The sequence below is a fragment of the Bacteroidales bacterium genome (assembly GCA_035299085.1).
Taxonomy (GTDB): domain Bacteria; phylum Bacteroidota; class Bacteroidia; order Bacteroidales; family UBA10428; genus UBA5072.
Map to the genome: position 1 here is coordinate 1 of DATGXG010000031.1, position 19,909 is coordinate 19,909.

Genomic DNA, 19,909 nt, shown 5'->3' on the forward strand with positions numbered 1-19,909 from the left:
GAAGTTGAAGCCTATTGGCTGGCAGATTCAGAAGGCGTTATTGACCATGTATACCTATTTCAGCACGACGAATATATCTGTACGGCAACCAAGATAGTGGCTTACAATGAGGCAACTTGCGAACAGTCTGATGAGGACCGCGAGGAATATACTAAACAGGCCAAATATGTAAGCCACTTTGATAAAACCATCAAGGATCGCAAGAATAAGCTGAACAAAATTGCCATCATGCCAGCAGAGACAATTGACGAAATTGAATCCATACAGGTTGAAACTGTAGAACACAAGAGTATTTCTAACCAGGAAGATGATATTGAGAAGTTGATCGAGGAGTATGATCCCAGGGAATACCAGGACAAAGCGCACTACGATTTCTAAATATCAATTAAACTACAATTAATTATGGTTACAAATGAATTTAAACTAAGGATCCTGGACGCCCTCAAAGATGCCAGGTCAAACTTCGGAGGTAGCGACGCCAAGTTTGCTATTTCCATAGGTATAAATGCCGCACAGTGGAGCAGGATAAAAAACGGGGAGGTTGACAAAATATTGAGTGACGCCAACTGGATCAGCCTGGCAAGGACTTATAATGTTCAGCTGAGGCAGGAACGTGAATGGAAAACCGCTAAGACCCCGGTTTACGAATTTATCATGCATCAGTTGACCATGGCACAGCAGGAAAGTGGAAGCCTTCTTTTGTGTGATATTGCTGACATAGGCAAAACCTATTGCGCCCGCATTTATGCCGCCACCAACCTGAATGCTGTTTATGTTGACTGCTCGCAGGTTAAATCTAAACAGAAGCTTGTAAGGCATATTGCTAAGCTGTACGGATGTGGGTACAATGGCAGGTACAGTGATGTATATGCAGACCTGGTATTCTATCTCCGGAGCATCCAGAATCCTATGGTTATTCTTGATGAAGCCGGTGATCTGAACTATGAAGCATTTCTGGAATTGAAGGCCTTATGGAATGCTACAGAACGCTGCTGTGGTTGGTGTATGATGGGAGCTGACGGGCTGAAGGAAAAGATGCGCAGATCCATTGAATTCAAAAAAGTGGGTTATACGGAGCTTTTCAGTCGTTACGGATCCAGGTACCAGAAGATTACTCCTGACGGATCCGACGAATTGAGAAAGTTTGCACGCCTGCAGGCAGCTCTCATTATTAAGGCCAACGCACCCACGGATACTGCCGATGTGCAAAAAATCATCATGAAAACAGACGGCAGCTTACGCCGAATCTATAACGAACTTTCGAAACTATCAGCATAAATGGGGAGAGCTGTCAGCATGACTCAACTACTCACAAAGAAATTCAATTTACTACCCTTTGACGGAATATGGGAAGCAAGCTTCGGAAAACCGGAGCTGGCTGGCTCATGGCTCATCTGGGGGCAAAGCGGAAGCGGTAAGACTCGTTTTACCCTGCAGCTATGCAAGTATTTGAGTCAATTTGGGCGTATTGCTTACAATAGCAGAGAAGAAGGATGCGGACCGACTATCCAGAAGGCTTTCATTGAAACCGGAATGGATACTGTTAAAAGGTCAAGCATCATTTTACTAAATGAATCCACCCAGGAACTTTATGAAAGGTTGAAGCGCAAGAAGAGCCCACAGATTGTGGTAACGGACAGCGTTCAATATTCCGGGATGAATTACCGTGATTATTGCACTTTCAAGGACACGTTTAGAAGCAAGCTATTGATTTTCGTGAGTCATGCGGATGGAAAAGAACCCTCTTCCAGGACTGCTAAAAGCATCCGCTACGATGCCGACGTGAAGATCCGCTGCGAGGGATATAAAGCCTTTGTCACTTCGAGGTATGGCGGTGGAGAAGTTTTCACTATTTGGCCGGAAGGTGCCGAGCAGTACTGGGGTGAAAACATAATATCAATAAACTAAAAAACAGGACATGGTAAAATTAACAGTGATATACATTCCGGAAAAACGCCGACTGACCTTTTTTAAGGATGGCCGAATGATGGGAGGCCTTTGCGGCCAAATAGCAGAACAGCGTTTCAATGCTATTAAAGAGCAGGTAGAAGCATCAGACATACTCAAATCTCTCATACATGGAACTGAAGCAAAAACGAAGAAGGTTTAATGCCTTACTGGCTGCAGGCCAAATGATGGATGCAAAAGAACATATCCTGTCCGGGTATGGTGTTTCGAGCACCCTGGATCTGACGGAACCCGAACTGGATGGTCTCATCTCCAGGGTTGAGAAATTACTCGCTCAAAAGAAGGATGATACGGATAAAGCGATCCGGGAATGGAGACATAAATGCCTTCGGAAAATGAATGAATGCGGCATCAATACGAACGACTGGAATGCTGTGAATGCTTTCATGCTGAATAAACGCATATGCGGTAAACATCTCTATGAACTGGACCTGAAAGAACTCCAGGTATTACACCGGAAACTGCACAATGTTAGAGATAACATCATTGCAAAACGACAGGAAGAACTTCTGAAAGCAATGAGCAACTAATATGAAAAGGAAAGATATCATCAGTGTTGAAAAAATGATCTCAGAGATCCAGCATTGCATTAAGCTAAAGAACGCATTTTTTGAAAAGAGTATTGATTTCGAGGAATGCGCCGCCCTATTAATGGAAATAAATAATCTCGAAATGAAACTTGAATTCTATAATACTTTAAAGCATGGAACAAAAAAAGTTATGCAGCCTATTGAAATATCCGCCATCCGCCGAAATATGCATGACACTCGGCCTCGATGACCAGGATGTTTCGTCAAAGGTTATTTGGGATGGTACCAGGGAGACGCTTACCATATTTGAAAACGGTGTGCCTCTTGAAATTGAAACAGGATCCCAGGGACTTTTAACATTCATTGAAATCTTTTTAGCCGCTAATCATAAACGCAAATCATGAACCAAAAATCAACTGCAGAATTCTGGATTGACGAAGCCGGAAATAAAATTCCCTACAACCGCACCAATAAGGTAGAACGGTTGATGGAACGTCAGGCAACCAAGCTACTTGCCAAAGCAAAGGAAGTTCAGGCCAAGCTAATAGCTCTTAAAGCTGAATTTCAGGCCATCAGTGATGAGGTGTATAATGCCTTTATGGCTGAACGTGAAATTAAATCCGAACGCAAAGGAAACTTCACCTGGTACAATTTCGACCGGAGCATAAAGGTAGAAATCAACATCAGCGAGCGGATCACCTTCGATGAACTTACCATAACCGGTGCAAGAGAAAAACTTGACCAGTTTCTCACAGAGAATATGGACGGTAAGATCGAATTCATTAAAGAACTGGTTATTGATGCCTTTAAAACATCAAAAGGCCAGCTGGATGCCAAGAAGATAATGAGTCTCCTGAAGTATCGTTCGAAGATTAAGCATGAGATGTACCAAAGTGCCATGAACGACATTGAGAGTGCCATCAGGAGACCCAGTTCAAGAACCTACTACAGGATATTCGAACGCACTGAAAGCGGCGATTATAAACTGATTGATCTAAACCTAAGCAGCATTTGACATGAAACTGAAAGAATTTAACAAGGAAAATTCAATGGGTGTAACTCCAAGGGCACCCTTCATCCGATTAAACCGGGGAGCAGGATTGATAACCCTTAATTCGGGTGTTAAAAAGCTGATGAACCTTAAACCAGGAGACAAGGTCAGTTTTTTCCAGAATGATGAAAATGCAAAAGACTGGTACATCGGTAAAAGTAAAGAAGGATTTGAGGCCTGGGCGAAGGATGATAATACCTCATTATGTTTGAACAATTCCCTTACCGTAAACGAACTGCTTAATTCGACCGGGTACACAGACGTGAAGGGTGTTTCGTTTCCCGTGTCCAGTGCGGAAATCCAGGAGGGGGGGGGTAAAATTATTCTTTATAGTTACCGCAAAGCCAGCTAATATAAAGAAGAAATGAGGGGTTACTCCCAAATGAATCGGCTTAAGAAAATACTCCGGATCCAGGAGATCACCCTTGAACATACTAACAAGGGGGTGACACAGGAATGGATATACTGGAATATCATATACCCAACCTTTTTTATCCATAGAACTACTTATTACAGGTATTTATCCACTAATGCTAAGGCTGAGCTGAAAAGGCTATGTGCTGAACCAAGCTGAAATGACAGAATGCAAGCAAGCTATACTGAATTACTTAAAACAGCAATTTGATGCATCAAAATGGCCTTTTTTCGGTTTTGTCCAGCTCAAAAAGCAATTTGGTAAAAATACCAGGGATGCTCTCAATGCTCTTCGTACAGAAGGGATCATTCGCAGACGTGAAGGAATCAATGATATCATTATAGAATACCTAAATGGCCAAGTTTGAAACAGCATATAAACTTACATGCGGACAAGAGGGCGGGTACTCAAACAGCTCGCATGACAAAGGCGGTGAAACCTATAGAGGAATAAGCCGCAAATGGTTTCCTGAATGGAAGGGTTGGAAGGTTATTGATTCCTATAAAGCCAATCATGACCTGCAGCAGGGAGAATACATTAATGACTTTGTCCTCGAGGAGCTGGTATATGACTTTTTTGAAGCTGAATTTTGGGATGCTAACCGGTTAAGTGAAATTACCTCCCAGGAGATAGCCAATGAAGTTTATGACACTGCAGTGAACATGGGTAAGAACACTGCAGCAGTATACCTGCAGAAAGCAGTTAATCTGCTGAACCGAAATCAGAAAGACTACAATGATATCAAGGTAGATGGACACATTGGAACCGCTACTCTTTCCCTGGTGAACAGGTACCCCAATTCGGCAGTACTCATAAAAGTACTTAATGGTTTACAATTTGCCTGTTACCTGCAGATCTGTGAAAAGGATCCTGATCAGGAATACAATTTTAGAGGCTGGTTAAACAGAGTTTAAACAATATACAAATGGAACCGATTCTCACACGAACATTTGAAATAAGCCGCACCGTGCGCTGTGGATTTTGCGAGGGGACGGGATGTAGAGATCTGGGATTTGGAGTTGAAAAGTGTGGCTTTTGTGGTGGATCGGGAGAGCTGATCGATGTGAGAAAAGGTTCCGTTTGTCTTTATCCGAAAACAGTTGAAAATGGAACCAAATAAGCGTTTTAAAAAGGCATTTGATTACTTGTGCTCTGCCACCATGATAACCTATGATGATATGATGAGCAAATGCCGAAAGCATGAAATTGTAGTGGCCCGGCAGCTGATGGCATCTGCCTTGTGGGTAAAAGGTTACAGGCTTAAAAATATAGCTGAAGCGTTAAACGTGACCCATAGCGCAGTTTTACATGGGGTTGACACATTCGATAACCTGATCGCAACGGATAGAGACCATAAGAATTTATATGGTCCTATTTATAATCGCGTTCTGGATTTAGTAACAAGTCGTGGCGGAGCTATTAAAGATGGTGTTTATCTATGCGGAAAAGTAACCGGAATTGAGTATGAAGAAGCTCTTGAGAAGTTTAATTCCATAATGAAAGAACTTAAAAGAAGCAAGTTTCAAAAGATATTCAATCCGCTTGCTTATGATAAGTACATGGAAAACAACTTTGAAACGAACAAAAGATGCTTTTATCACATGCTTTCCTGCAAATACATTTACGTGCTACCGGATGCCTGCAAATGTGAACAAGCCAGGCTTGAAATGGAGGTGGCTAAAAACATTGGACTTACTTTTTTAACCGAACAGGATTTATACTATTAATATGGAGGAATTCATATTCACTTCAGGCACATTTGAAGGTTCCATGCGATTCGGGTATGTGAACGGGATCCTGGAACAATTTGAAAATAATGCCATCCTTAATGACACTCAGATGAATCATTTGAGCACTCATTTTCCTTTTCGGATGGAATACCTGGAATCACTTAAAGGATCCTCAGGGGTAATAAAAGAAATAACCGACCTGAGCTTTGAAGCATTCTGGAATAAATACGAATACAATGTTGACAAACAGCAGGCGGAACACTTTTGGAGTAAGATGTCCAGAGAGGATAAACTTGCCGCCTTGGCCGGTATTACAAAATACAAGTACCGCTGTAAGCTCAAGAATACAGCTATGATATACCCGGTAAGGTACCTCAGGAACCGGAGATGGGAAGATGAGTGAGATCTATTATTAACCAATATCTTGAAACACATGAAGCCAATTTTGATTTTGTTTTGCTGCCTGGTGATATCCCTGGCAAGTTCAGCGCAAAATGCCGGAAAGATCCTCTTATTTGATGCTGCAACCGTTACGGGTTCTGCCACTAAGTGTATACCACTTAAAAGCGAGGACATGGGATTTATGCAAGTGGTCTTTACCTCGCTTGATTGTGATACTTCACTGATAAAAGTTGGATATGGCCTTACTGATACGGTAGTGACCTATCCATCCACGCTATCAGGATTAAGCAATCCGATTGTATTAAATAAACTGGCTACCGATCCTTATGATTCAGGTCAGCTCTTTTTCAGCCATACAGTATCCGGTAGGACTAATTGTGCTTTCGGAATTATGGTTCCGCAATGGAGACCCTACTATTTAACATTTGAATACCGTAAGGCCTGTAATCATGGTAAAATTTATTTAATCTATAAGAAGTAATGAAAGCACTATTAATTATCGTTTTAATGGCCATTACAACGGTTTGTAATTGCCAGGTAGCTGAAGACAATGGTAAACAATCGGAAGATACTTATTCAAAAGGCGAAATAGATGATAAAATTGAAGATATTGTTATTGAGGCTGGTGCCGGCACTGTTACATCGGTTGGTATTCAGACTGGTACATCTGGGTCAAATATAAATATATCCGGATCTCCAGTAACCACAACCGGGACAATTACAATAAATATCCCAACTGCTTCTGCTACAAATAGAGGCGCATTAAGTACTACAGATTGGAGTCATTTTAACTCTGCTTATAGTTGGGGAGATCATGCCGGACTATACCGGTTAGTAAATTGGGTTCCTTCATTTGCCGATATATCTTCAAAGCCTACTACGTTATCGGGTTTTGGAATAACAGATGCAATGAGTACCTCTCATGCAGCTAATGGTATTAGTGGTTCCGATATAACTAATTGGAATGCTAAATTATCAAATATAACAGGACTTATTAGCCATGGTAGTAATGTTACTATTACAGGCAACGGTACAAATGGATCTCCTTATGTTATAACTTTTTCTGGAACAGGAGGCACAGGAACCGGTCTGAGTGAATCAGAAGTAAATGCACTTATCGAGGCCGCTTTAAATGCCAAAATACAGTCTGCAACAGTCGCTATTGCCAGGAAAGATTCAGGAGATACGTATGTAACTCCATATCAATTAGAGTTGCTGCAAAATACAGTTATAGCACAAGCAGAAGAAATAACAGCATTACAGACATGGGTCAGTTCTCATGGTGGATCAGATTTAACACCGCCTCATTTTTCAAGCGCACAAATTTTGAATGCTAGTCCGACTATTGTAAGGATTACTCTTGATAAAAACGACTTGAATCAGGATTCCATTTCTACGACAGCGAGTTTTACTGTAAATGATGATGGTACGCCTGTAACCGTATCTTCAGTAGATGTAGTTGATAGTGTAATATTGGTAACAATTACTCCAGCTGCCGAATATGCATCAGTGTATACATTCAGTTATACTCCCGGTGCAAACGCTATACAGGACATTTCGGGTAACAAGTTGGCTAGTCAGTCAAATAGATCAATAACAAACAATGTTGCTCAGGCCGCACAGAACATGATCAATAATGGAACCTTTGCCAGCGCAACTGGTTGGACACTGAATGCAGGGGTTACTATATCAAATGGAGTGGTGAATATACCACGGGCAAATACATGGTTTTCCCAGCTTGAAGCAGATATGCAAACGGCATTGACGGCTAATACAAATTATAGACTAACATTCGATCTTGCAGCTCCCAATGGAAATATAGACATCCAGCTTTGGGATGCTGGAAATAGTACCCAGCTGACAACAAATACAGTATCCTGTACATCCGGAGCTAATACAATTGATTTTACAACTCCCGCTTCACTTAACTATGATAAGGGTATACGTTTCCGTATTTTCTATTCTGAAGAAGGTTCAATGGATAATGTAGTCTTATCAACTCTATAACCTATGAAAAGAGTATTATCCTACCTGTTAATGGTTGTTTCATTATCAATTAATGCCGAAACTTACTATGTATCCACGACGGGCAATGATAATGATAACGGCGATATTACCCATCCTTGGGCTACGTGGCAGAAGGCTTTTAATAGTGCACAGGCTGGGGATACAGTGTATTTTCGTGGCGGTATTTGGTACCCAGATGCTACCTTACCAGCTCCTTACGCCAGTCAGATCACATTGATTGACCCTACAACAAGTCATGGACATTCTGGCACATACACAAATCCAATCTGTTATTTTAATTATCCGGGTGAAACACCGATACTTGATTGTCGTAATGTTGTACCCGTTAGCAATTGGAATACGGGAATCAGTATATATAACGCTGAGCATATAAAATTCCGGGGGCTAACGGTACGTAATGTTTACCAAACCCGTAATTATGTGGAGTGCGGAGGAATAGGAGCAGACGCTTGCGCCAATCTATCCTTTGAAAATATGTCCGTGTATAATATTTCAGGATACGGGTACAAGGATGCCAGGAATCAGAGGTATAGTTACACCTACGATTCTACCTATTTTGTCAATTGCGATGCCTACAACTGCCTTGATAGCCTACCATACAATTCAAACCATACATCAGGCGGTAACCTAGCAGATGGATTTAAGACTTACAACGATACCACGAATCATGGAACATGCATATACTATCTGTTTCAGGGGTGTAGAGCATGGAACTGCTCGGATGATGGATTCGACCCATCCAGTGACGGTAAGGTAGTTATCGAAAATTGTTGGTCTTTCCTTAATGGCCAGGTTGATCCTGTTGTATTCTCGGAACGTGGAGGTAATGGTTTTAAGACGGGGGGAATGTGGCAGGATAATGGGACTGAAGTAACAAGAATTGTCCGAAACAACCTAGCCGCATTTAATTTGGAAGATGGATTCTTTATGCTTGAATATGTCGATTACTGGCGAACTAATGGAAGGATTTATAATAATACCAGCTACAAAAACGACTATGGTTTTGCAAATAGCTCCAATGCGCTACATCCTACTGTTTTAAACTTATATCAGAACAATATTGCATACCAGAATATATCGGGACCTGTTTTAATGCCTTACATGGATATTCCGGAAAGCCACAATACATGGGATGGAATTAATAGTTTCAATGGGTATTCATCGACCGATACCGTAACTGTCACGGATGCTGATTTTGCATTGGTAGATTCCGCTCAAGGAGTAGCTCAGCTCATGGCTTCAAGAAAGTCTGATCATTCTTTACCGGATATCACATTTTTAAAACTGGTAGAAAGTAGTGATCTGATCGATGCTGGAACTAATGTCGGTTTACCTTATGCTGGTTCAGCTCCCGACCTTGGTTTTAATGAGTATGGTCTAGAGGAAGCTCCTGTAATTGATACGTCAAGACATCTTGTTAAGTATACAGACGATAATCTAATGTCTGATGGAGCAGGTAATTTTATGGTATACGGAGGCACTGACACAACAATACCAGACGATACCACAACGCCACCAGATCCACCAGCAGGTGGACAGATAATTGCTGACCATAATGCAGTGGCCGCTTTTGATAATATACCTCAAAACTGGATTGATTCTGTAAAAACTATGTGGATGTGTTATGCCGGTGAATCACACGCCCTTGGTTTAAGAACCGCTTTATTTGAGTTATCACAAACCAATTCAACCTATATAACATATAATTCAAATCCACCAGCAGGTCCTACACCAGGTTATCTTAGACTATCTGGTCGCATGTACGGTGACTATTCTAATGCAACCGGATGGACAGAATCTTATGGAGAAGAGGACTGGTGGGATAATTCAACAGCCATCGAGAGGACAAAAGCTAGTTTACAATATGCTCACGATCAGAATTTAAAATTGAGTGCTGTAGGTTTCGGATGGTGCTGGGATGCTACAGCCGGTAATGCAAGCAGTGGCACAGATGCAACTACAGGAAATCATTGGTATGGCTGGAGCGAACAAGGACCTTCTGGTGACCACGCCTGGGGAATAGATGATGCTGACAACTCTGCATCCGGTAACTCTATAAATATGGATGATTATCTTGATGCAACTCAACAATATATTAATTACTGCGCAACACATAACATTCCTACTAAAGTATTTTTTACCACTGGTCCAGTCGATCGGGGAGCCAGCCAGGGAAGTGAAGCTATGTATCAGGGATACCTTAAATATGAACACATAAGGAATTATGTGTTGCAGGACGAAACGAGAATACTATTTGATTTTGCTGACATCCTTTGCTACGACAATGGTAGTTCAACGCCATATACTGTAACATGGGATGGTCATACATTTCCGGAGATCACTCCTACCAATCTAGGTTCAATGGATGCCGGACATATCGGATCAGTAGGCCGTGCAAGGTTGGCAAAAGCAATGTGGTGGATGTTGGCACGGATAGCTGGTTGGGATGGAATAAGTAATTAAAATCAAACCCATGAAAATCCTAAAAACCCTCACCTACGTTTTCTTTTCTCTATTTCTGGTATTGGTTATTACCAATTGCATCACAAACGGAGCAAAGGAGCATTATGCAAATGCTGATGCGCAAATTAAGCTCACCGCATTTATGATCGCTTTCCTGGTTCTTGGCACTATATCCGGTATTATTACCGGTATTTCTGGACTAATCAAATTCTTTAAAAACAACTAATGGAAACACTTACCGAAAACAACGTACACCCTTTAGGTCAACTTGACGGTTGTTCTAATACCCGAACGGGTATTAAGTTTAACTTGCTCACTCCGGATCCGGGGATGATATCCATAGATGATATTGCCTCAGGATTGGCCTATCAAAGTCACTTTAACGGACAAACTCCGCATTTCTTCAGCGTGGCTCAGCATTGTCTGTTAACTCTTCACAATTACTTAAAATGCACCGCCCGGCAAGATGACAAGCTTGCCCTGGTATTATTACTTCATGATGCCGCCGAGGCGTACATTGGGGACTTAATTAAGCCGATCAAGATCTTTTTACCTTTCTTTAATACCGTTGAAGACCGCATTATGAAGGCCGTGGCCATTAAGTATCAGATTGAGCCGGTTGCCTTTAAATCACCCCTGGTAAAAAGATGGGATATGCTTGCCCAGGAACAGGAGTTTGAAACCTTTTATAAAGGATCTACTGAGTTCATAAAGGAGTACCTGCAGCCGGAAGACGCACGGATTGAATTCCTGGCCACATTTTGGGATCTATACACAGCCTAATTTTAAATATAACAGCATGGACAGTATTAAATGGGATGTATCACGAAAGGATTCTGAGTTAATCGTCAGAATATCCGACCGCGCAGAGGACACTTTAGAAATTAAAGACGGAGTAAATCTGATGATGGATATAACAGCCGTTCACCGCAATGATGTGGAGCTGGATCTTCAGAAACTACTGGATGCTCCGGAAGCTGATTTTGCACATGACATTTACGGGATTCAGCGGCATATTGACCGTTCAACCGGAAAGCTTACTCAATGCTTTTTACCCCGTTGTTCCAAACCTCAAAAGGAAGCTGCAGTATGAAAACGTACATTTCACACCTCGGAATGACTTATGTAAGTCATAACAAAGCTGAAGAAGCAGCTTTGAAAGTAGCTCAGCAATTTAACAGACGGGTGGTGCCTGAAGACCGGGTAAAGGATTTTAGGCATGAATTCTTTGTAGCTATTGAAAAAGTTAATATGCAGTTCAGAAGATGCAAGGACCTTGAGTTAACCATTACAGATTATGACCACTCTGGAGATCTGGATTTCTCTATTTCAGGAGGCTTATTTCATTTGCACTTATACTGGGGAGAACAGTTATGGAAAACGAAGAAGAAGTAAGACTGATCCAGGATAAAGTTGATCACCTGGTGAAAAAGCATCGAATAGGCAATGGACCTATTGTGGTGATGATTGATGTTGATCCCAGTGATGAAGCAATTCGAATAATTAGAGCAACCAATGTACATGATATCATCATTGTGAAAACTCCTCCAGTTGATTTGCATGATTTTTCAAGAATACCTTCCAGGGAATTCCCGATTAAGAAAGTCATACTTGAAGAAGCTCCAGTGCTGAAAGACATTTCCGATAATAAGCCCTGGTATACCCGTTTTGACCGCAAACGCAAAAAACGATAATGCAATGGATATTAATACCTATCTTGACTACATAGCTCTTGGAGTTTGCCTGATCTTCTTTCTTACCGGAGCTATTATCTATTTTATAAGCAACCTGGTTGATTTGTTTAGGGCCCTAAGAAATTATATCAACTTAAAATACCCTTTAAAGGGAATTAAAACGCGTCTTAACCGAATCAGGGCATACATTGCCCTTACCAGCATGGACTGTGACGGCATGTGTCATCACTGCCCTGAGCGATACAGATTGATTTGTTTAAATAATAAGCATTAATTATGATTTGTCCGAATACTCATAGCGACTGTGTGCATATTGACACCAGCGGAATGCATCAAATGCTAGAATGCAAGTATTGCACAAGAAATAGCATTCGAATGGATAAAGACTTTGCAGCGCCTATTGATGCCGTTATTGAAAATGAAAAGACCTCCAAAAAGGCTATTCGCAATCGCGTGGAAACTATTAAGCTAATAAAAAAGCACGGTGGCCTTTATGGTCGTGTACTTGATATTGGTGAACACAACCTTTTTACCGATGTACTCCAAGGTTATTTTGAAAAGGCCACTATAGAGAATACCTGGGGTGATCTGGACATGGGATTAAATTGTCTATTTCCTATTTATAACTATGTACATTATAACAACGTCATCGAACATCAATTTAATCCTTTACGCACCCTGCTTGATATTAAGGAAGTGTTATCCTTATCCGGAACCCTTATTCTGGGAACGCCCATTAAACCTTCCTGGATTACTTCAGCAAAATGCCACTTTCATGAAATGGATGAATACCGGTTTAAGAAGCTTATAGCCCGTGCCGGTTTTGAAATATTCGACGAAGTGCATTTCTGGCATGATATAAGCCTGAACGGGATCCGTGGTATCCTTGGATCCTTTTACACAAAGCAAGCAGTTTATTTACTAAAACATAAAATTTAAAGCTATGAAAGATAAGATTGGAAGAATACTTCGACTATTGGATGAAATTATTATCAAACAACTGAGAGCCTATATCACAGGATTTATTACTGTTGGATCAGATGATATGATAGAAACGCCATATGGTGAGATTAACAGCAATCTGGTTGAGAAAGTAATATCAGGTGCTGTGCTTATAGCGGATGAAAGGTATGAGCAAATCAATAAACATGAATTTAGTATTGAAATGGATTTGGAATTCAATTCAAATAGGCAATTACTCATAGCTGCAGATGAACTTATAACCGGAGCTGCAAGCCCTAGGAATTTTCCAAAGGATTGGGATGAGGATATTGTTGAACATATGATCGGTAAATCACATCTCGACCGGCTCATTACTGCAGGCGCTTTAATTGCCGCAGAGATTGACAGGTTAATGGCCAAAAAACAAAAATAAACGCCCTGGGCGGGCATTGTAAAACCCTTACTATTATGTCGTGGAGTATTTTATTCATTGGCAAACCTGAGAACGTTGCCAAAGCACTGGAAGATGAAAAAGACAAAATGAGCGGACCTTCAAAAGAGGAATATGTTGATGCTCTTCCTCACCTGGTAGGACTTGTTAAACAGAATTTCAGTACCAATCATCAGTCGCCCATTAAGATTTCGGCCAGTGGTTGGGGAATATCAAGCAATGATGTTTCACAAAGAACACTGAGTGTTAGCATTGAAGCCGTTCCGGGAACGCTGGTGTAAAATTATGAACAGGGCTGAAATGCCCTGTTTTTATTTGGTATGGATAAAGTAGAATTAACGTACTTACAGGAAACCGGGAAACACTGCAATGATTTGGAATGGGAAGTATCCTTTTACCGCTCAAAGGGTAAATGGATTCTTGAATGCAGTGATGAAGAAGTTTTTGAACGAATTCACAGATATTGGAGCATCGACTGCCAGAATCAGGACTTTATTACCTGGATGAGAAACAAGCTGAATGAATTATTATAAGTATATTTAATTAAATAAACCCTTAAAAATAATATTATGAAAAAAGTAATGATTTTCACTGTTTGCATTGTCCTTAGCTTTGCAATTAAGGCTCAAGACATAAGCACAATTTCAACAGGGATTCAGTGCCAAATAAATGACCTGGAAGCGTACAACGACATGTTTCATAAAGACATGTTTAGGAGCATTTATACTGAAGCCAAAGTGCTTATCGATAATGACTCAATTGTTAAGGTATTATATTCAATTGATAGTTCAGATTATTCCAAGAATAAAGTATTCGTAATTATTGATCGTAGGCTAGATGCGGTATCCAAAGCATTTCAAGTTCTTTCAAATAAGGGTGTAATTTTTATTAATAAAAAGTATTTTAATTGTGCGGATTATACCCTTGCTTTATTAACAAATAGTGGTACGTCAAATCTGAAAGCGGGATTTTCAGTTAAAAGAAAATATAATCAAAAATTACAACTGGGTGAATACGTTGTATATTGGAAAGAGAACAAATTCACCTATAAGTACATTGGATTAGAATAATTATGGGCAAGTAGCCCACATTGGGGAGTTGGAAGTAAAACCCGGTCAACTATTGACCGGGTTTTTTATACTATTTAAATCATAATTAGCTGTGAGTACTTCCATTTTCTTTTTCTGCTTTCCTGCCTTAGAATTTACCGATACATTGGCTTCAAAGGCTTTAGTATGCCATTCATTCTTTTTGGTGTATTCATCGAGAATTACTGAAGGATACGAGCTTAAAAGGAATTTCCCCTGGATCCGGGATAACAGTTTCAGTAAAGCTTCAAAGTCATCAATACTATAGCCATCATAATGACCCATGTCGCTATTAAAGTATGGCGGATCCACATAAAAGAACGATTTGTCCGAGTCTCGGCTATTAATGATATACAACGCATCAGCGCACTCAAGCTGAACTTGCTGCAATCGGATAGCAAGATCTATTGTAAAACTTTGCTTTTTATTATTTAGTCTCTTAGGCATGCTATTTCTCGATCTGTCAAATCCCCAATTGCTATCAAGCTGCCCGGCAAACCCCTGGCTGGATAATACCCATAATGCCCAAGCTCTTTTAAGTTCCGAGAACATGTCCGGATTATTATATATCACTGAGGCCTTACGATGCAGATCCCTGCTGTGAAGCGTTATTTGTATTTCCTTTTCCAGGCTTGTAAAATCATTTTGAATGACCCTATAGAAGTTAATCAATTCCCGATTTGTGTCATTTAATACTTCAACTTCACTTGGTTGCTTTGCAAAGAATATTGCTGCTCCGCCGGAAAAAGGTTCGCAGTACAAGTTGTGCTCCGGTATAATGGGCAGGATATGCCTTACCATTAATTGTTTTCCACCATAATAGGTGACAGGGGTTTTTAAATTCAGAATCTCACTCATGTGTTTTGGAATTATGTTTGTATTTTTGTTGTCTCTCACAAATAAAAGGTGCCATAACACCAAAGGCATAGGCCTCTGTCGTGGTGTTATGGCACCTTTAATTATACAGCGTGTGAGAGCGGTGTATATAAGACAGGGGTTCTTTATTTCCCTGGCTTTCTAATGGTATAGGCTATATTTGCATCAGGACGATCGTCACCGGTTAAAGACTGGTATTGCGGAATGGCAGATTCATCGAAATACATCAAACCAAAAGTGATCCGGTATTCAAAGATATCATCATAACTAACCTTCCGTTGCGTTTCCTTCAGGATCCCGCCAAAGTTGGTGCCTGATGTTCCTACCAACGCTTTCGTAATTTTATTCAAGAGCGCATACCGGGTAGCATCTTTCTTACGAACCGCCAGGCGAACGGTAACTTCAGTATCGGCCATGCCTAAGTTTTCACCAGCTGTACTGTAGCTCATATCGGTGATGTCAAAAAAGGCGCCAGGCAGCTGCAGGGTTACTTTATCGTCGAGCTGGCCTTCATCCAGTTCAGCCGTTTTAATGTCCCGTATCAGTACAGGATCCTGTTCGGTTCCTGTATTTGTGGTAATGCTTTCAAGCTTTGTTTTAAAATGATTGAGTATTGCTTCCATAAAAATTTATTTGTGTTTTATGCAAATTAGTTTGCATTTAATGTCAATTAAATGGCATTTCATATCTTATTCATGATCCTTTTAATATCCCGGTTAAATCGCTTTTGAATGTTTTCATCCAGCACCATGCTCGGACCCATAAACTGGCGTTTTGGCATTTGAAATTGGTGGCCCTTTCTACCAGCCATCAGTCCTTCATTATGTACCTGGGCATATACCTTATCGCTGAAAATTACTGTTCGGCGCCGCTCAGGTCTGAATTCAATGGAGCTAAACAGGTCACCGGTGTCACCCTGCAGGATCTTGCGCTTACCGGCCACTCCTTTTCGAACCGGTGGCTGACGGCGTTTTACTTCTTTCCATCGCTTCAGGGTAGCGTCGGTGAATCCTTCATTATCAAACCCTAATTTGAAGTGATCGACGGCAATTTTACCCACATGCCTGGGGGCGTCATTGGCTATGTACTCCGCTATTTCTTTTTGCTTTCTCCGGATATCACCGGCAAAAAGTTTAAAATTTCGTGCCATATTCAATTAAGTATCACTATATTTGTACCGGTTCGCGACGGTTAACACCTCAAGAACCCCACCTCAGCCGACAGCTAAATACTGCCGGCTGTTGTATTTTACAATGGAGGTAGTTTATCGTTTAGAATCTCCTGTATGCTTACCTTACCTTCGTAAGTGTCATACCAGGTAAAATGAACAAAGTCAATCCGGCAGTCTTTACCCAGGCGTGAAATCCTATCTTTTAATCCGCGCCTGATTGCTTTAATGATGTCAGGATTGGCTCCGGATTCAATATGGAAGGTGATATCACCCCTGAGTCCTCTTTTCTTATATTGCCTATTTGCCTTTTGGAATAACTTATCAAATGCATTTGCCGTAAATGACCTGGGTGCTTTAAATTCATTCCAGATGCCATTCACTTTAGCATCAATATTCAAGTGATTGAACACCTGGACCTCATTTCCTTCAGCAGCTAACAACCTGCCTACCACATAATGACGGTTATACTCCTGGCCAAGCTTGTCAAATGAATACACACAACCATTGGTGGCTTTAACCGGCTCCCAGAGGGTTAATTCTTCTGAACTCCGTTTATGAATAGCCGCTATATTTTCACGAAGGATCTCATTCCAGGCATGATCCATTTCCACGATGTAGGGATGTGAGTTGCTGAAGATCCTTCCGGTTTTACCCGGGTTTATATCCAACCCTGGTGAAACATCAGCAGGCCTCGAGGAAGGTACTGGCGTCGGATCCGTATCGCAAGTTCGCCACCAGCATTGACAACCCCAAACTGACGGAGGCATATGAACATTCCACCAGGGATGATCCATAGGCAGAATGGTGCCATAATAGTGTTTATGTTCCTCTCTGGGTTCAACGGCACGTGATGGCATGTATTCAATATTCGGATACAGATCCTGATCAGCCAGAGCATCCTGGTAGTTTTTTGCACTTCGCATCCGGGCCTTACCGGTTCGATATTCTTCGCGCAACCAATTTACATTATAATCTCCGGTGATGGAAAGTGCTCTTTTTTTGAATTCAGCAAATGATTCGGATTTGGTAGCTTCACGTAAATGCCTCAGCGTAGTTTTCTGATGAGCGCTCTTGTATGCCGAAAAAACGCTGTTCTGGTATTTAAGCTTATTTCGGAAGTATTTAGAGCCTCTGCCGGCGTCGTATTCTTCATCCACTGCTTTATTAAGCTCATCCACGGTAATCTTCCACAGATCCGGATCAATATATCCTCCGGATCCGGAATAGATGCTTTTGAGTGCTTTCTGAATCAGCTCATCAATGTGTCCTGGAACATCCGCCAGGTTAATGGATGGATTCGCCTGGTAAAGTTTGCACAATTCTGCAGAAAACAATCCATGCAGATCTAATCGTAGAAATCTTCCGTCTGCTGCGGGCTTAACTTTTTTTTTTGAGTGTTTTTGTTTAGTGGATCCTGCTGATCAGTAGGTTTGATTTCCTTTTTGCCCATGATCTTCACTCCGTACTTATCAATAAAATACTCTGGTTCCACGTCATAATACTTCAGAAGCATTTCTTCAATATCTTTCATCTCCTCCGGGCTATACTCATGGGCATCATCCCAGTCGAATTTAAAACCTTTAAGCGGCCATCCGTGCTTGATAAGAAAAGGGAAAAGGTCATCATTTACTACGTCACGAATGAAGTCGCGGTCATCTTCAGCTATGTCATCAGCCACATCTTCATGAACCAATGCCTGGGCCCTGGAGCTTCCGTTATCCATGGTCATAGTTTGACCCAATATTGCTTTGCTTATTTCACTGTTGGCCCTGATAATCCTTTGATCATACACTTTAAAGGCATCACCCTGCTGGCTGCCGATCACCTCAATGGATGTTCCCTCAGGGAAGAGTCCCCAGGCAGCCGCACCCATTTTCTCCAACATGTCCTGAACCTTTTCATGATCTTTCGGATCGCGGCTGGTAGTTTTACCCACACGGATGGGCATACCGAACATTTCAGCAAACTGGTCCCAAAACTGCAGAACGTATTTTTTGCTGATGGCCTCCTTTGATGGGCTGTTTAATTCACCAAGATCCTTTTTTGATTTGCATACTTCGATGCAGGTGTCTGCCAGTTCTTCGCGGTAAGGAATACCTTTATCGGGCCAATCGGTAAAATAAGGCAGAACGACACCATATTCAGGGCACACATGATAACGCGGTACCAGCTCCACGTTAGTGAACTTCAGCTTGTCGGTTCGATCCACACCCGTGAGCTCAATTAGCGAGTGACCGTAAAATACCGAATCAATTGCCAGGTTTAAAAACTGCTTGAACCATTTTGATTTTAGCAGCTCAGTAAGATCATCATTCTTATTTCCGGAAGCATCCTTGATTATAAATGGTTTCCCCACTACGGCCATCTTACGGTTACGCACAGCGCCTTTCAAATGCAAATCATGCATGGCATCGTCATAAATGCCGTAAAGTGGCCAGCGTTTCGGATTCTCCAAAAATATGGCTGTTTGATTGGCCTGGCGCCATGACTTAATATCCTTTTGGGTAAGCTGTTCGGTGAGAAGTTTCAGCTTTGAGATAACGGATATTGCTTCATCCCTTTTAATCTGAGTTTTACCAAGGGTGATATGATGATCAGAGAACCTCCAATCGGTGGCAATGTTAAAGGCCTGTTTAATGCGGTTTAATGCTTGCATAATGGTTTACCAGCTTGATGAAACTTTTGTGTTACTTCCCCATTTGAATGGGTTATTCAAATCGCGTTCGTCGGTGCTGTCCACCGTGGGTAAATCGGGTGCGATAAGTCCCCTGGAAACGCCTTCGAGCCAGGTAACGGCTTCGTCTTTTCTCCGGACCCTAATGTCGGGTATTAACCGGTCGGGCTGAGCAGAATAGAGCAAATACAGCATGTAGTCAATAACGAACATCACCAGGGAGGCATTACGGGTATCCGGATTGGGTACATTTCCTTCCAGATCTGCAAAAATTGTATCTACATCATACCGTTTCAAGTACCCGCGAAAAAAAGAAATGGTACTTGCTTCAGCGCCGTTGAGGGTGCTGCTGTCACTTTGGCTGAGAACTTCTAAATCAGCGTCTGTGCATTGCTTTTTAATGTCGCTTTCAAAAATGAATTTCAT

Annotated in this window: 32 protein-coding genes; 26 read left to right on the forward strand and 6 right to left on the reverse strand. The window is 41.4% G+C overall.

The window, feature by feature from the left end:
- From VK179_09760 to VK179_09885, 26 genes are all read left to right on the forward strand, one after another.
- Positions 1-378 (forward strand): hypothetical protein (locus VK179_09760; protein HLO59016.1); only part of this gene is annotated, 378 nt, incomplete at its 5' end.
- A 24-nt stretch (positions 379-402) separates the two neighbouring features.
- Complete coding sequence (locus tag VK179_09765; GenBank protein ID HLO59017.1) at positions 403-1,278, forward strand: AAA family ATPase; 876 nt, start codon at positions 403-405, stop codon at positions 1,276-1,278.
- A gap of 18 nt (positions 1,279-1,296) precedes the next feature.
- Complete coding sequence (locus tag VK179_09770) at positions 1,297-1,908, forward strand: hypothetical protein (GenBank protein ID HLO59018.1); 612 nt, start codon at positions 1,297-1,299, stop codon at positions 1,906-1,908.
- A 10-nt stretch (positions 1,909-1,918) separates the two neighbouring features.
- Positions 1,919-2,110: a hypothetical protein gene (locus tag VK179_09775; protein HLO59019.1), complete on the forward strand. Its 192-nt coding sequence runs from the start codon at positions 1,919-1,921 to the stop codon at positions 2,108-2,110.
- Complete coding sequence (locus VK179_09780; GenBank protein HLO59020.1) at positions 2,079-2,498, forward strand: hypothetical protein; 420 nt, start codon at positions 2,079-2,081, stop codon at positions 2,496-2,498. The genes VK179_09775 and VK179_09780 overlap by 32 nt, the downstream gene beginning before the upstream one ends.
- Before the next feature lie 173 nt (positions 2,499-2,671).
- Entirely contained in the window at positions 2,672-2,902 is a 231-nt protein-coding gene (locus VK179_09785; protein ID HLO59021.1) for a hypothetical protein, read from the forward strand.
- The gene (locus VK179_09790) at positions 2,899-3,513 is read left to right on the forward strand and encodes a DUF3164 family protein (GenBank protein ID HLO59022.1); all 615 of its coding nucleotides are present in this window, start codon (positions 2,899-2,901) and stop codon (positions 3,511-3,513) included. The genes VK179_09785 and VK179_09790 overlap by 4 nt, the downstream gene beginning before the upstream one ends.
- 1 nt (position 3,514) lies before the next feature.
- The gene (locus VK179_09795; protein ID HLO59023.1) at positions 3,515-3,901 is read left to right on the forward strand and encodes a hypothetical protein; all 387 of its coding nucleotides are present in this window, start codon (positions 3,515-3,517) and stop codon (positions 3,899-3,901) included.
- A gap of 223 nt (positions 3,902-4,124) precedes the next feature.
- Positions 4,125-4,331 (forward strand): hypothetical protein, encoded by a 207-nt coding sequence (locus VK179_09800; GenBank protein HLO59024.1) that lies wholly within the window; start codon positions 4,125-4,127, stop codon positions 4,329-4,331.
- Entirely contained in the window at positions 4,318-4,878 is a 561-nt protein-coding gene (locus VK179_09805; GenBank protein ID HLO59025.1) for a glycosyl hydrolase 108 family protein, read from the forward strand. The genes VK179_09800 and VK179_09805 overlap by 14 nt, the downstream gene beginning before the upstream one ends.
- A 192-nt stretch (positions 4,879-5,070) precedes the next feature.
- Positions 5,071-5,691 (forward strand): helix-turn-helix domain-containing protein, encoded by a 621-nt coding sequence (locus tag VK179_09810; GenBank protein HLO59026.1) that lies wholly within the window; start codon positions 5,071-5,073, stop codon positions 5,689-5,691.
- 1 nt (position 5,692) lies between these two features.
- Positions 5,693-6,097, forward strand: a complete 405-nt coding sequence (locus VK179_09815; GenBank protein ID HLO59027.1) for a hypothetical protein — start codon at positions 5,693-5,695, stop codon at positions 6,095-6,097.
- Positions 6,098-6,127: 30 nt separating this feature from the next.
- Positions 6,128-6,577, forward strand: a complete 450-nt coding sequence (locus VK179_09820; GenBank protein ID HLO59028.1) for a hypothetical protein — start codon at positions 6,128-6,130, stop codon at positions 6,575-6,577.
- Positions 6,577-8,103: a hypothetical protein gene (locus tag VK179_09825; protein ID HLO59029.1), complete on the forward strand. Its 1,527-nt coding sequence runs from the start codon at positions 6,577-6,579 to the stop codon at positions 8,101-8,103. The genes VK179_09820 and VK179_09825 overlap by 1 nt, the downstream gene beginning before the upstream one ends.
- A 3-nt stretch (positions 8,104-8,106) precedes the next feature.
- A complete protein-coding gene (locus VK179_09830) occupies positions 8,107-10,587 on the forward strand; it encodes a hypothetical protein (protein ID HLO59030.1) in 2,481 nt (826 codons plus the stop codon).
- A gap of 10 nt (positions 10,588-10,597) precedes the next feature.
- Complete coding sequence (locus VK179_09835; protein ID HLO59031.1) at positions 10,598-10,813, forward strand: hypothetical protein; 216 nt, start codon at positions 10,598-10,600, stop codon at positions 10,811-10,813.
- Positions 10,813-11,370, forward strand: coding sequence for a hypothetical protein (locus VK179_09840; GenBank protein ID HLO59032.1), 558 nt, complete (start codon positions 10,813-10,815; stop codon positions 11,368-11,370). Before VK179_09835 ends, VK179_09840 begins: the two co-directional genes overlap by 1 nt.
- A 16-nt stretch (positions 11,371-11,386) precedes the next feature.
- The gene (locus VK179_09845; GenBank protein HLO59033.1) at positions 11,387-11,680 is read left to right on the forward strand and encodes a hypothetical protein; all 294 of its coding nucleotides are present in this window, start codon (positions 11,387-11,389) and stop codon (positions 11,678-11,680) included.
- A complete protein-coding gene (locus tag VK179_09850; protein ID HLO59034.1) occupies positions 11,677-11,982 on the forward strand; it encodes a hypothetical protein in 306 nt (101 codons plus the stop codon). The genes VK179_09845 and VK179_09850 overlap by 4 nt, the downstream gene beginning before the upstream one ends.
- Positions 11,961-12,281: a hypothetical protein gene (locus VK179_09855; protein HLO59035.1), complete on the forward strand. Its 321-nt coding sequence runs from the start codon at positions 11,961-11,963 to the stop codon at positions 12,279-12,281. The genes VK179_09850 and VK179_09855 overlap by 22 nt, the downstream gene beginning before the upstream one ends.
- A 4-nt stretch (positions 12,282-12,285) precedes the next feature.
- The gene (locus VK179_09860) at positions 12,286-12,555 is read left to right on the forward strand and encodes a hypothetical protein (GenBank protein ID HLO59036.1); all 270 of its coding nucleotides are present in this window, start codon (positions 12,286-12,288) and stop codon (positions 12,553-12,555) included.
- A gap of 101 nt (positions 12,556-12,656) precedes the next feature.
- Positions 12,657-13,220, forward strand: a complete 564-nt coding sequence (locus VK179_09865; protein ID HLO59037.1) for a hypothetical protein — start codon at positions 12,657-12,659, stop codon at positions 13,218-13,220.
- 4 nt (positions 13,221-13,224) lie between these two features.
- A complete protein-coding gene (locus tag VK179_09870) occupies positions 13,225-13,656 on the forward strand; it encodes a hypothetical protein (GenBank protein HLO59038.1) in 432 nt (143 codons plus the stop codon).
- Positions 13,657-13,691: 35 nt separating this feature from the next.
- Positions 13,692-13,955, forward strand: coding sequence for a hypothetical protein (locus VK179_09875; protein HLO59039.1), 264 nt, complete (start codon positions 13,692-13,694; stop codon positions 13,953-13,955).
- Positions 13,956-13,994: 39 nt separating this feature from the next.
- The gene (locus tag VK179_09880; protein ID HLO59040.1) at positions 13,995-14,207 is read left to right on the forward strand and encodes a hypothetical protein; all 213 of its coding nucleotides are present in this window, start codon (positions 13,995-13,997) and stop codon (positions 14,205-14,207) included.
- A 36-nt stretch (positions 14,208-14,243) separates the two neighbouring features.
- Positions 14,244-14,744 carry a hypothetical protein gene (locus VK179_09885; GenBank protein ID HLO59041.1) on the forward strand — a complete coding sequence of 167 codons (501 nt, stop codon included), beginning with the start codon at positions 14,244-14,246 and terminating at the stop codon, positions 14,742-14,744.
- Positions 14,745-14,789: 45 nt separating this feature from the next.
- On the opposite strand, the gene VK179_09890 is transcribed toward VK179_09885, so the two are convergent.
- The 6 genes from VK179_09890 to VK179_09915 form a co-directional block, all read right to left on the reverse strand.
- Positions 14,790-15,620: a DNA adenine methylase gene (locus VK179_09890; protein ID HLO59042.1), complete on the reverse strand. Its 831-nt coding sequence runs from the start codon at positions 15,618-15,620 to the stop codon at positions 14,790-14,792.
- Between the two features lie 143 nt (positions 15,621-15,763).
- The gene (locus VK179_09895; protein HLO59043.1) at positions 15,764-16,261 is read right to left on the reverse strand and encodes a hypothetical protein; all 498 of its coding nucleotides are present in this window, start codon (positions 16,259-16,261) and stop codon (positions 15,764-15,766) included.
- A gap of 59 nt (positions 16,262-16,320) precedes the next feature.
- Positions 16,321-16,788: a phage virion morphogenesis protein gene (locus tag VK179_09900; GenBank protein ID HLO59044.1), complete on the reverse strand. Its 468-nt coding sequence runs from the start codon at positions 16,786-16,788 to the stop codon at positions 16,321-16,323.
- A gap of 98 nt (positions 16,789-16,886) precedes the next feature.
- Entirely contained in the window at positions 16,887-18,143 is a 1,257-nt protein-coding gene (locus tag VK179_09905) for a hypothetical protein (protein HLO59045.1), read from the reverse strand.
- A gap of 11 nt (positions 18,144-18,154) precedes the next feature.
- Entirely contained in the window at positions 18,155-19,465 is a 1,311-nt protein-coding gene (locus VK179_09910) for a DUF935 family protein (protein ID HLO59046.1), read from the reverse strand.
- A gap of 6 nt (positions 19,466-19,471) precedes the next feature.
- Positions 19,472-19,909, reverse strand: a complete 438-nt coding sequence (locus VK179_09915; GenBank protein HLO59047.1) for a hypothetical protein — start codon at positions 19,907-19,909, stop codon at positions 19,472-19,474.

Coding starts and splice junctions, on each gene's coding strand:
- VK179_09765 (HLO59017.1), top strand. CDS start 403: ATGGTTACAAATGAATTTAAACTAAGGATCCTGGACGCCCTCAAAGAT.
- VK179_09770 (HLO59018.1), top strand. CDS start 1,297: ATGACTCAACTACTCACAAAGAAATTCAATTTACTACCCTTTGACGGA.
- VK179_09775 (HLO59019.1), top strand. CDS start 1,919: ATGGTAAAATTAACAGTGATATACATTCCGGAAAAACGCCGACTGACC.
- VK179_09780 (HLO59020.1), top strand. CDS start 2,079: ATGGAACTGAAGCAAAAACGAAGAAGGTTTAATGCCTTACTGGCTGCA.
- VK179_09785 (HLO59021.1), top strand. CDS start 2,672: ATGGAACAAAAAAAGTTATGCAGCCTATTGAAATATCCGCCATCCGCC.
- VK179_09790 (HLO59022.1), top strand. CDS start 2,899: ATGAACCAAAAATCAACTGCAGAATTCTGGATTGACGAAGCCGGAAAT.
- VK179_09795 (HLO59023.1), top strand. CDS start 3,515: ATGAAACTGAAAGAATTTAACAAGGAAAATTCAATGGGTGTAACTCCA.
- VK179_09800 (HLO59024.1), top strand. CDS start 4,125: ATGACAGAATGCAAGCAAGCTATACTGAATTACTTAAAACAGCAATTT.
- VK179_09805 (HLO59025.1), top strand. CDS start 4,318: ATGGCCAAGTTTGAAACAGCATATAAACTTACATGCGGACAAGAGGGC.
- VK179_09810 (HLO59026.1), top strand. CDS start 5,071: ATGGAACCAAATAAGCGTTTTAAAAAGGCATTTGATTACTTGTGCTCT.
- VK179_09815 (HLO59027.1), top strand. CDS start 5,693: ATGGAGGAATTCATATTCACTTCAGGCACATTTGAAGGTTCCATGCGA.
- VK179_09820 (HLO59028.1), top strand. CDS start 6,128: ATGAAGCCAATTTTGATTTTGTTTTGCTGCCTGGTGATATCCCTGGCA.
- VK179_09825 (HLO59029.1), top strand. CDS start 6,577: ATGAAAGCACTATTAATTATCGTTTTAATGGCCATTACAACGGTTTGT.
- VK179_09830 (HLO59030.1), top strand. CDS start 8,107: ATGAAAAGAGTATTATCCTACCTGTTAATGGTTGTTTCATTATCAATT.
- VK179_09835 (HLO59031.1), top strand. CDS start 10,598: ATGAAAATCCTAAAAACCCTCACCTACGTTTTCTTTTCTCTATTTCTG.
- VK179_09840 (HLO59032.1), top strand. CDS start 10,813: ATGGAAACACTTACCGAAAACAACGTACACCCTTTAGGTCAACTTGAC.
- VK179_09845 (HLO59033.1), top strand. CDS start 11,387: ATGGACAGTATTAAATGGGATGTATCACGAAAGGATTCTGAGTTAATC.
- VK179_09850 (HLO59034.1), top strand. CDS start 11,677: ATGAAAACGTACATTTCACACCTCGGAATGACTTATGTAAGTCATAAC.
- VK179_09855 (HLO59035.1), top strand. CDS start 11,961: ATGGAAAACGAAGAAGAAGTAAGACTGATCCAGGATAAAGTTGATCAC.
- VK179_09860 (HLO59036.1), top strand. CDS start 12,286: ATGGATATTAATACCTATCTTGACTACATAGCTCTTGGAGTTTGCCTG.
- VK179_09865 (HLO59037.1), top strand. CDS start 12,657: ATGGATAAAGACTTTGCAGCGCCTATTGATGCCGTTATTGAAAATGAA.
- VK179_09870 (HLO59038.1), top strand. CDS start 13,225: ATGAAAGATAAGATTGGAAGAATACTTCGACTATTGGATGAAATTATT.
- VK179_09875 (HLO59039.1), top strand. CDS start 13,692: ATGTCGTGGAGTATTTTATTCATTGGCAAACCTGAGAACGTTGCCAAA.
- VK179_09880 (HLO59040.1), top strand. CDS start 13,995: ATGGATAAAGTAGAATTAACGTACTTACAGGAAACCGGGAAACACTGC.
- VK179_09885 (HLO59041.1), top strand. CDS start 14,244: ATGAAAAAAGTAATGATTTTCACTGTTTGCATTGTCCTTAGCTTTGCA.
- VK179_09890 (HLO59042.1), bottom strand. CDS start 15,620: ATGAGTGAGATTCTGAATTTAAAAACCCCTGTCACCTATTATGGTGGA.
- VK179_09895 (HLO59043.1), bottom strand. CDS start 16,261: ATGGAAGCAATACTCAATCATTTTAAAACAAAGCTTGAAAGCATTACC.
- VK179_09900 (HLO59044.1), bottom strand. CDS start 16,788: ATGGCACGAAATTTTAAACTTTTTGCCGGTGATATCCGGAGAAAGCAA.
- VK179_09910 (HLO59046.1), bottom strand. CDS start 19,465: ATGCAAGCATTAAACCGCATTAAACAGGCCTTTAACATTGCCACCGAT.
- VK179_09915 (HLO59047.1), bottom strand. CDS start 19,909: ATGAAATTCATTTTTGAAAGCGACATTAAAAAGCAATGCACAGACGCT.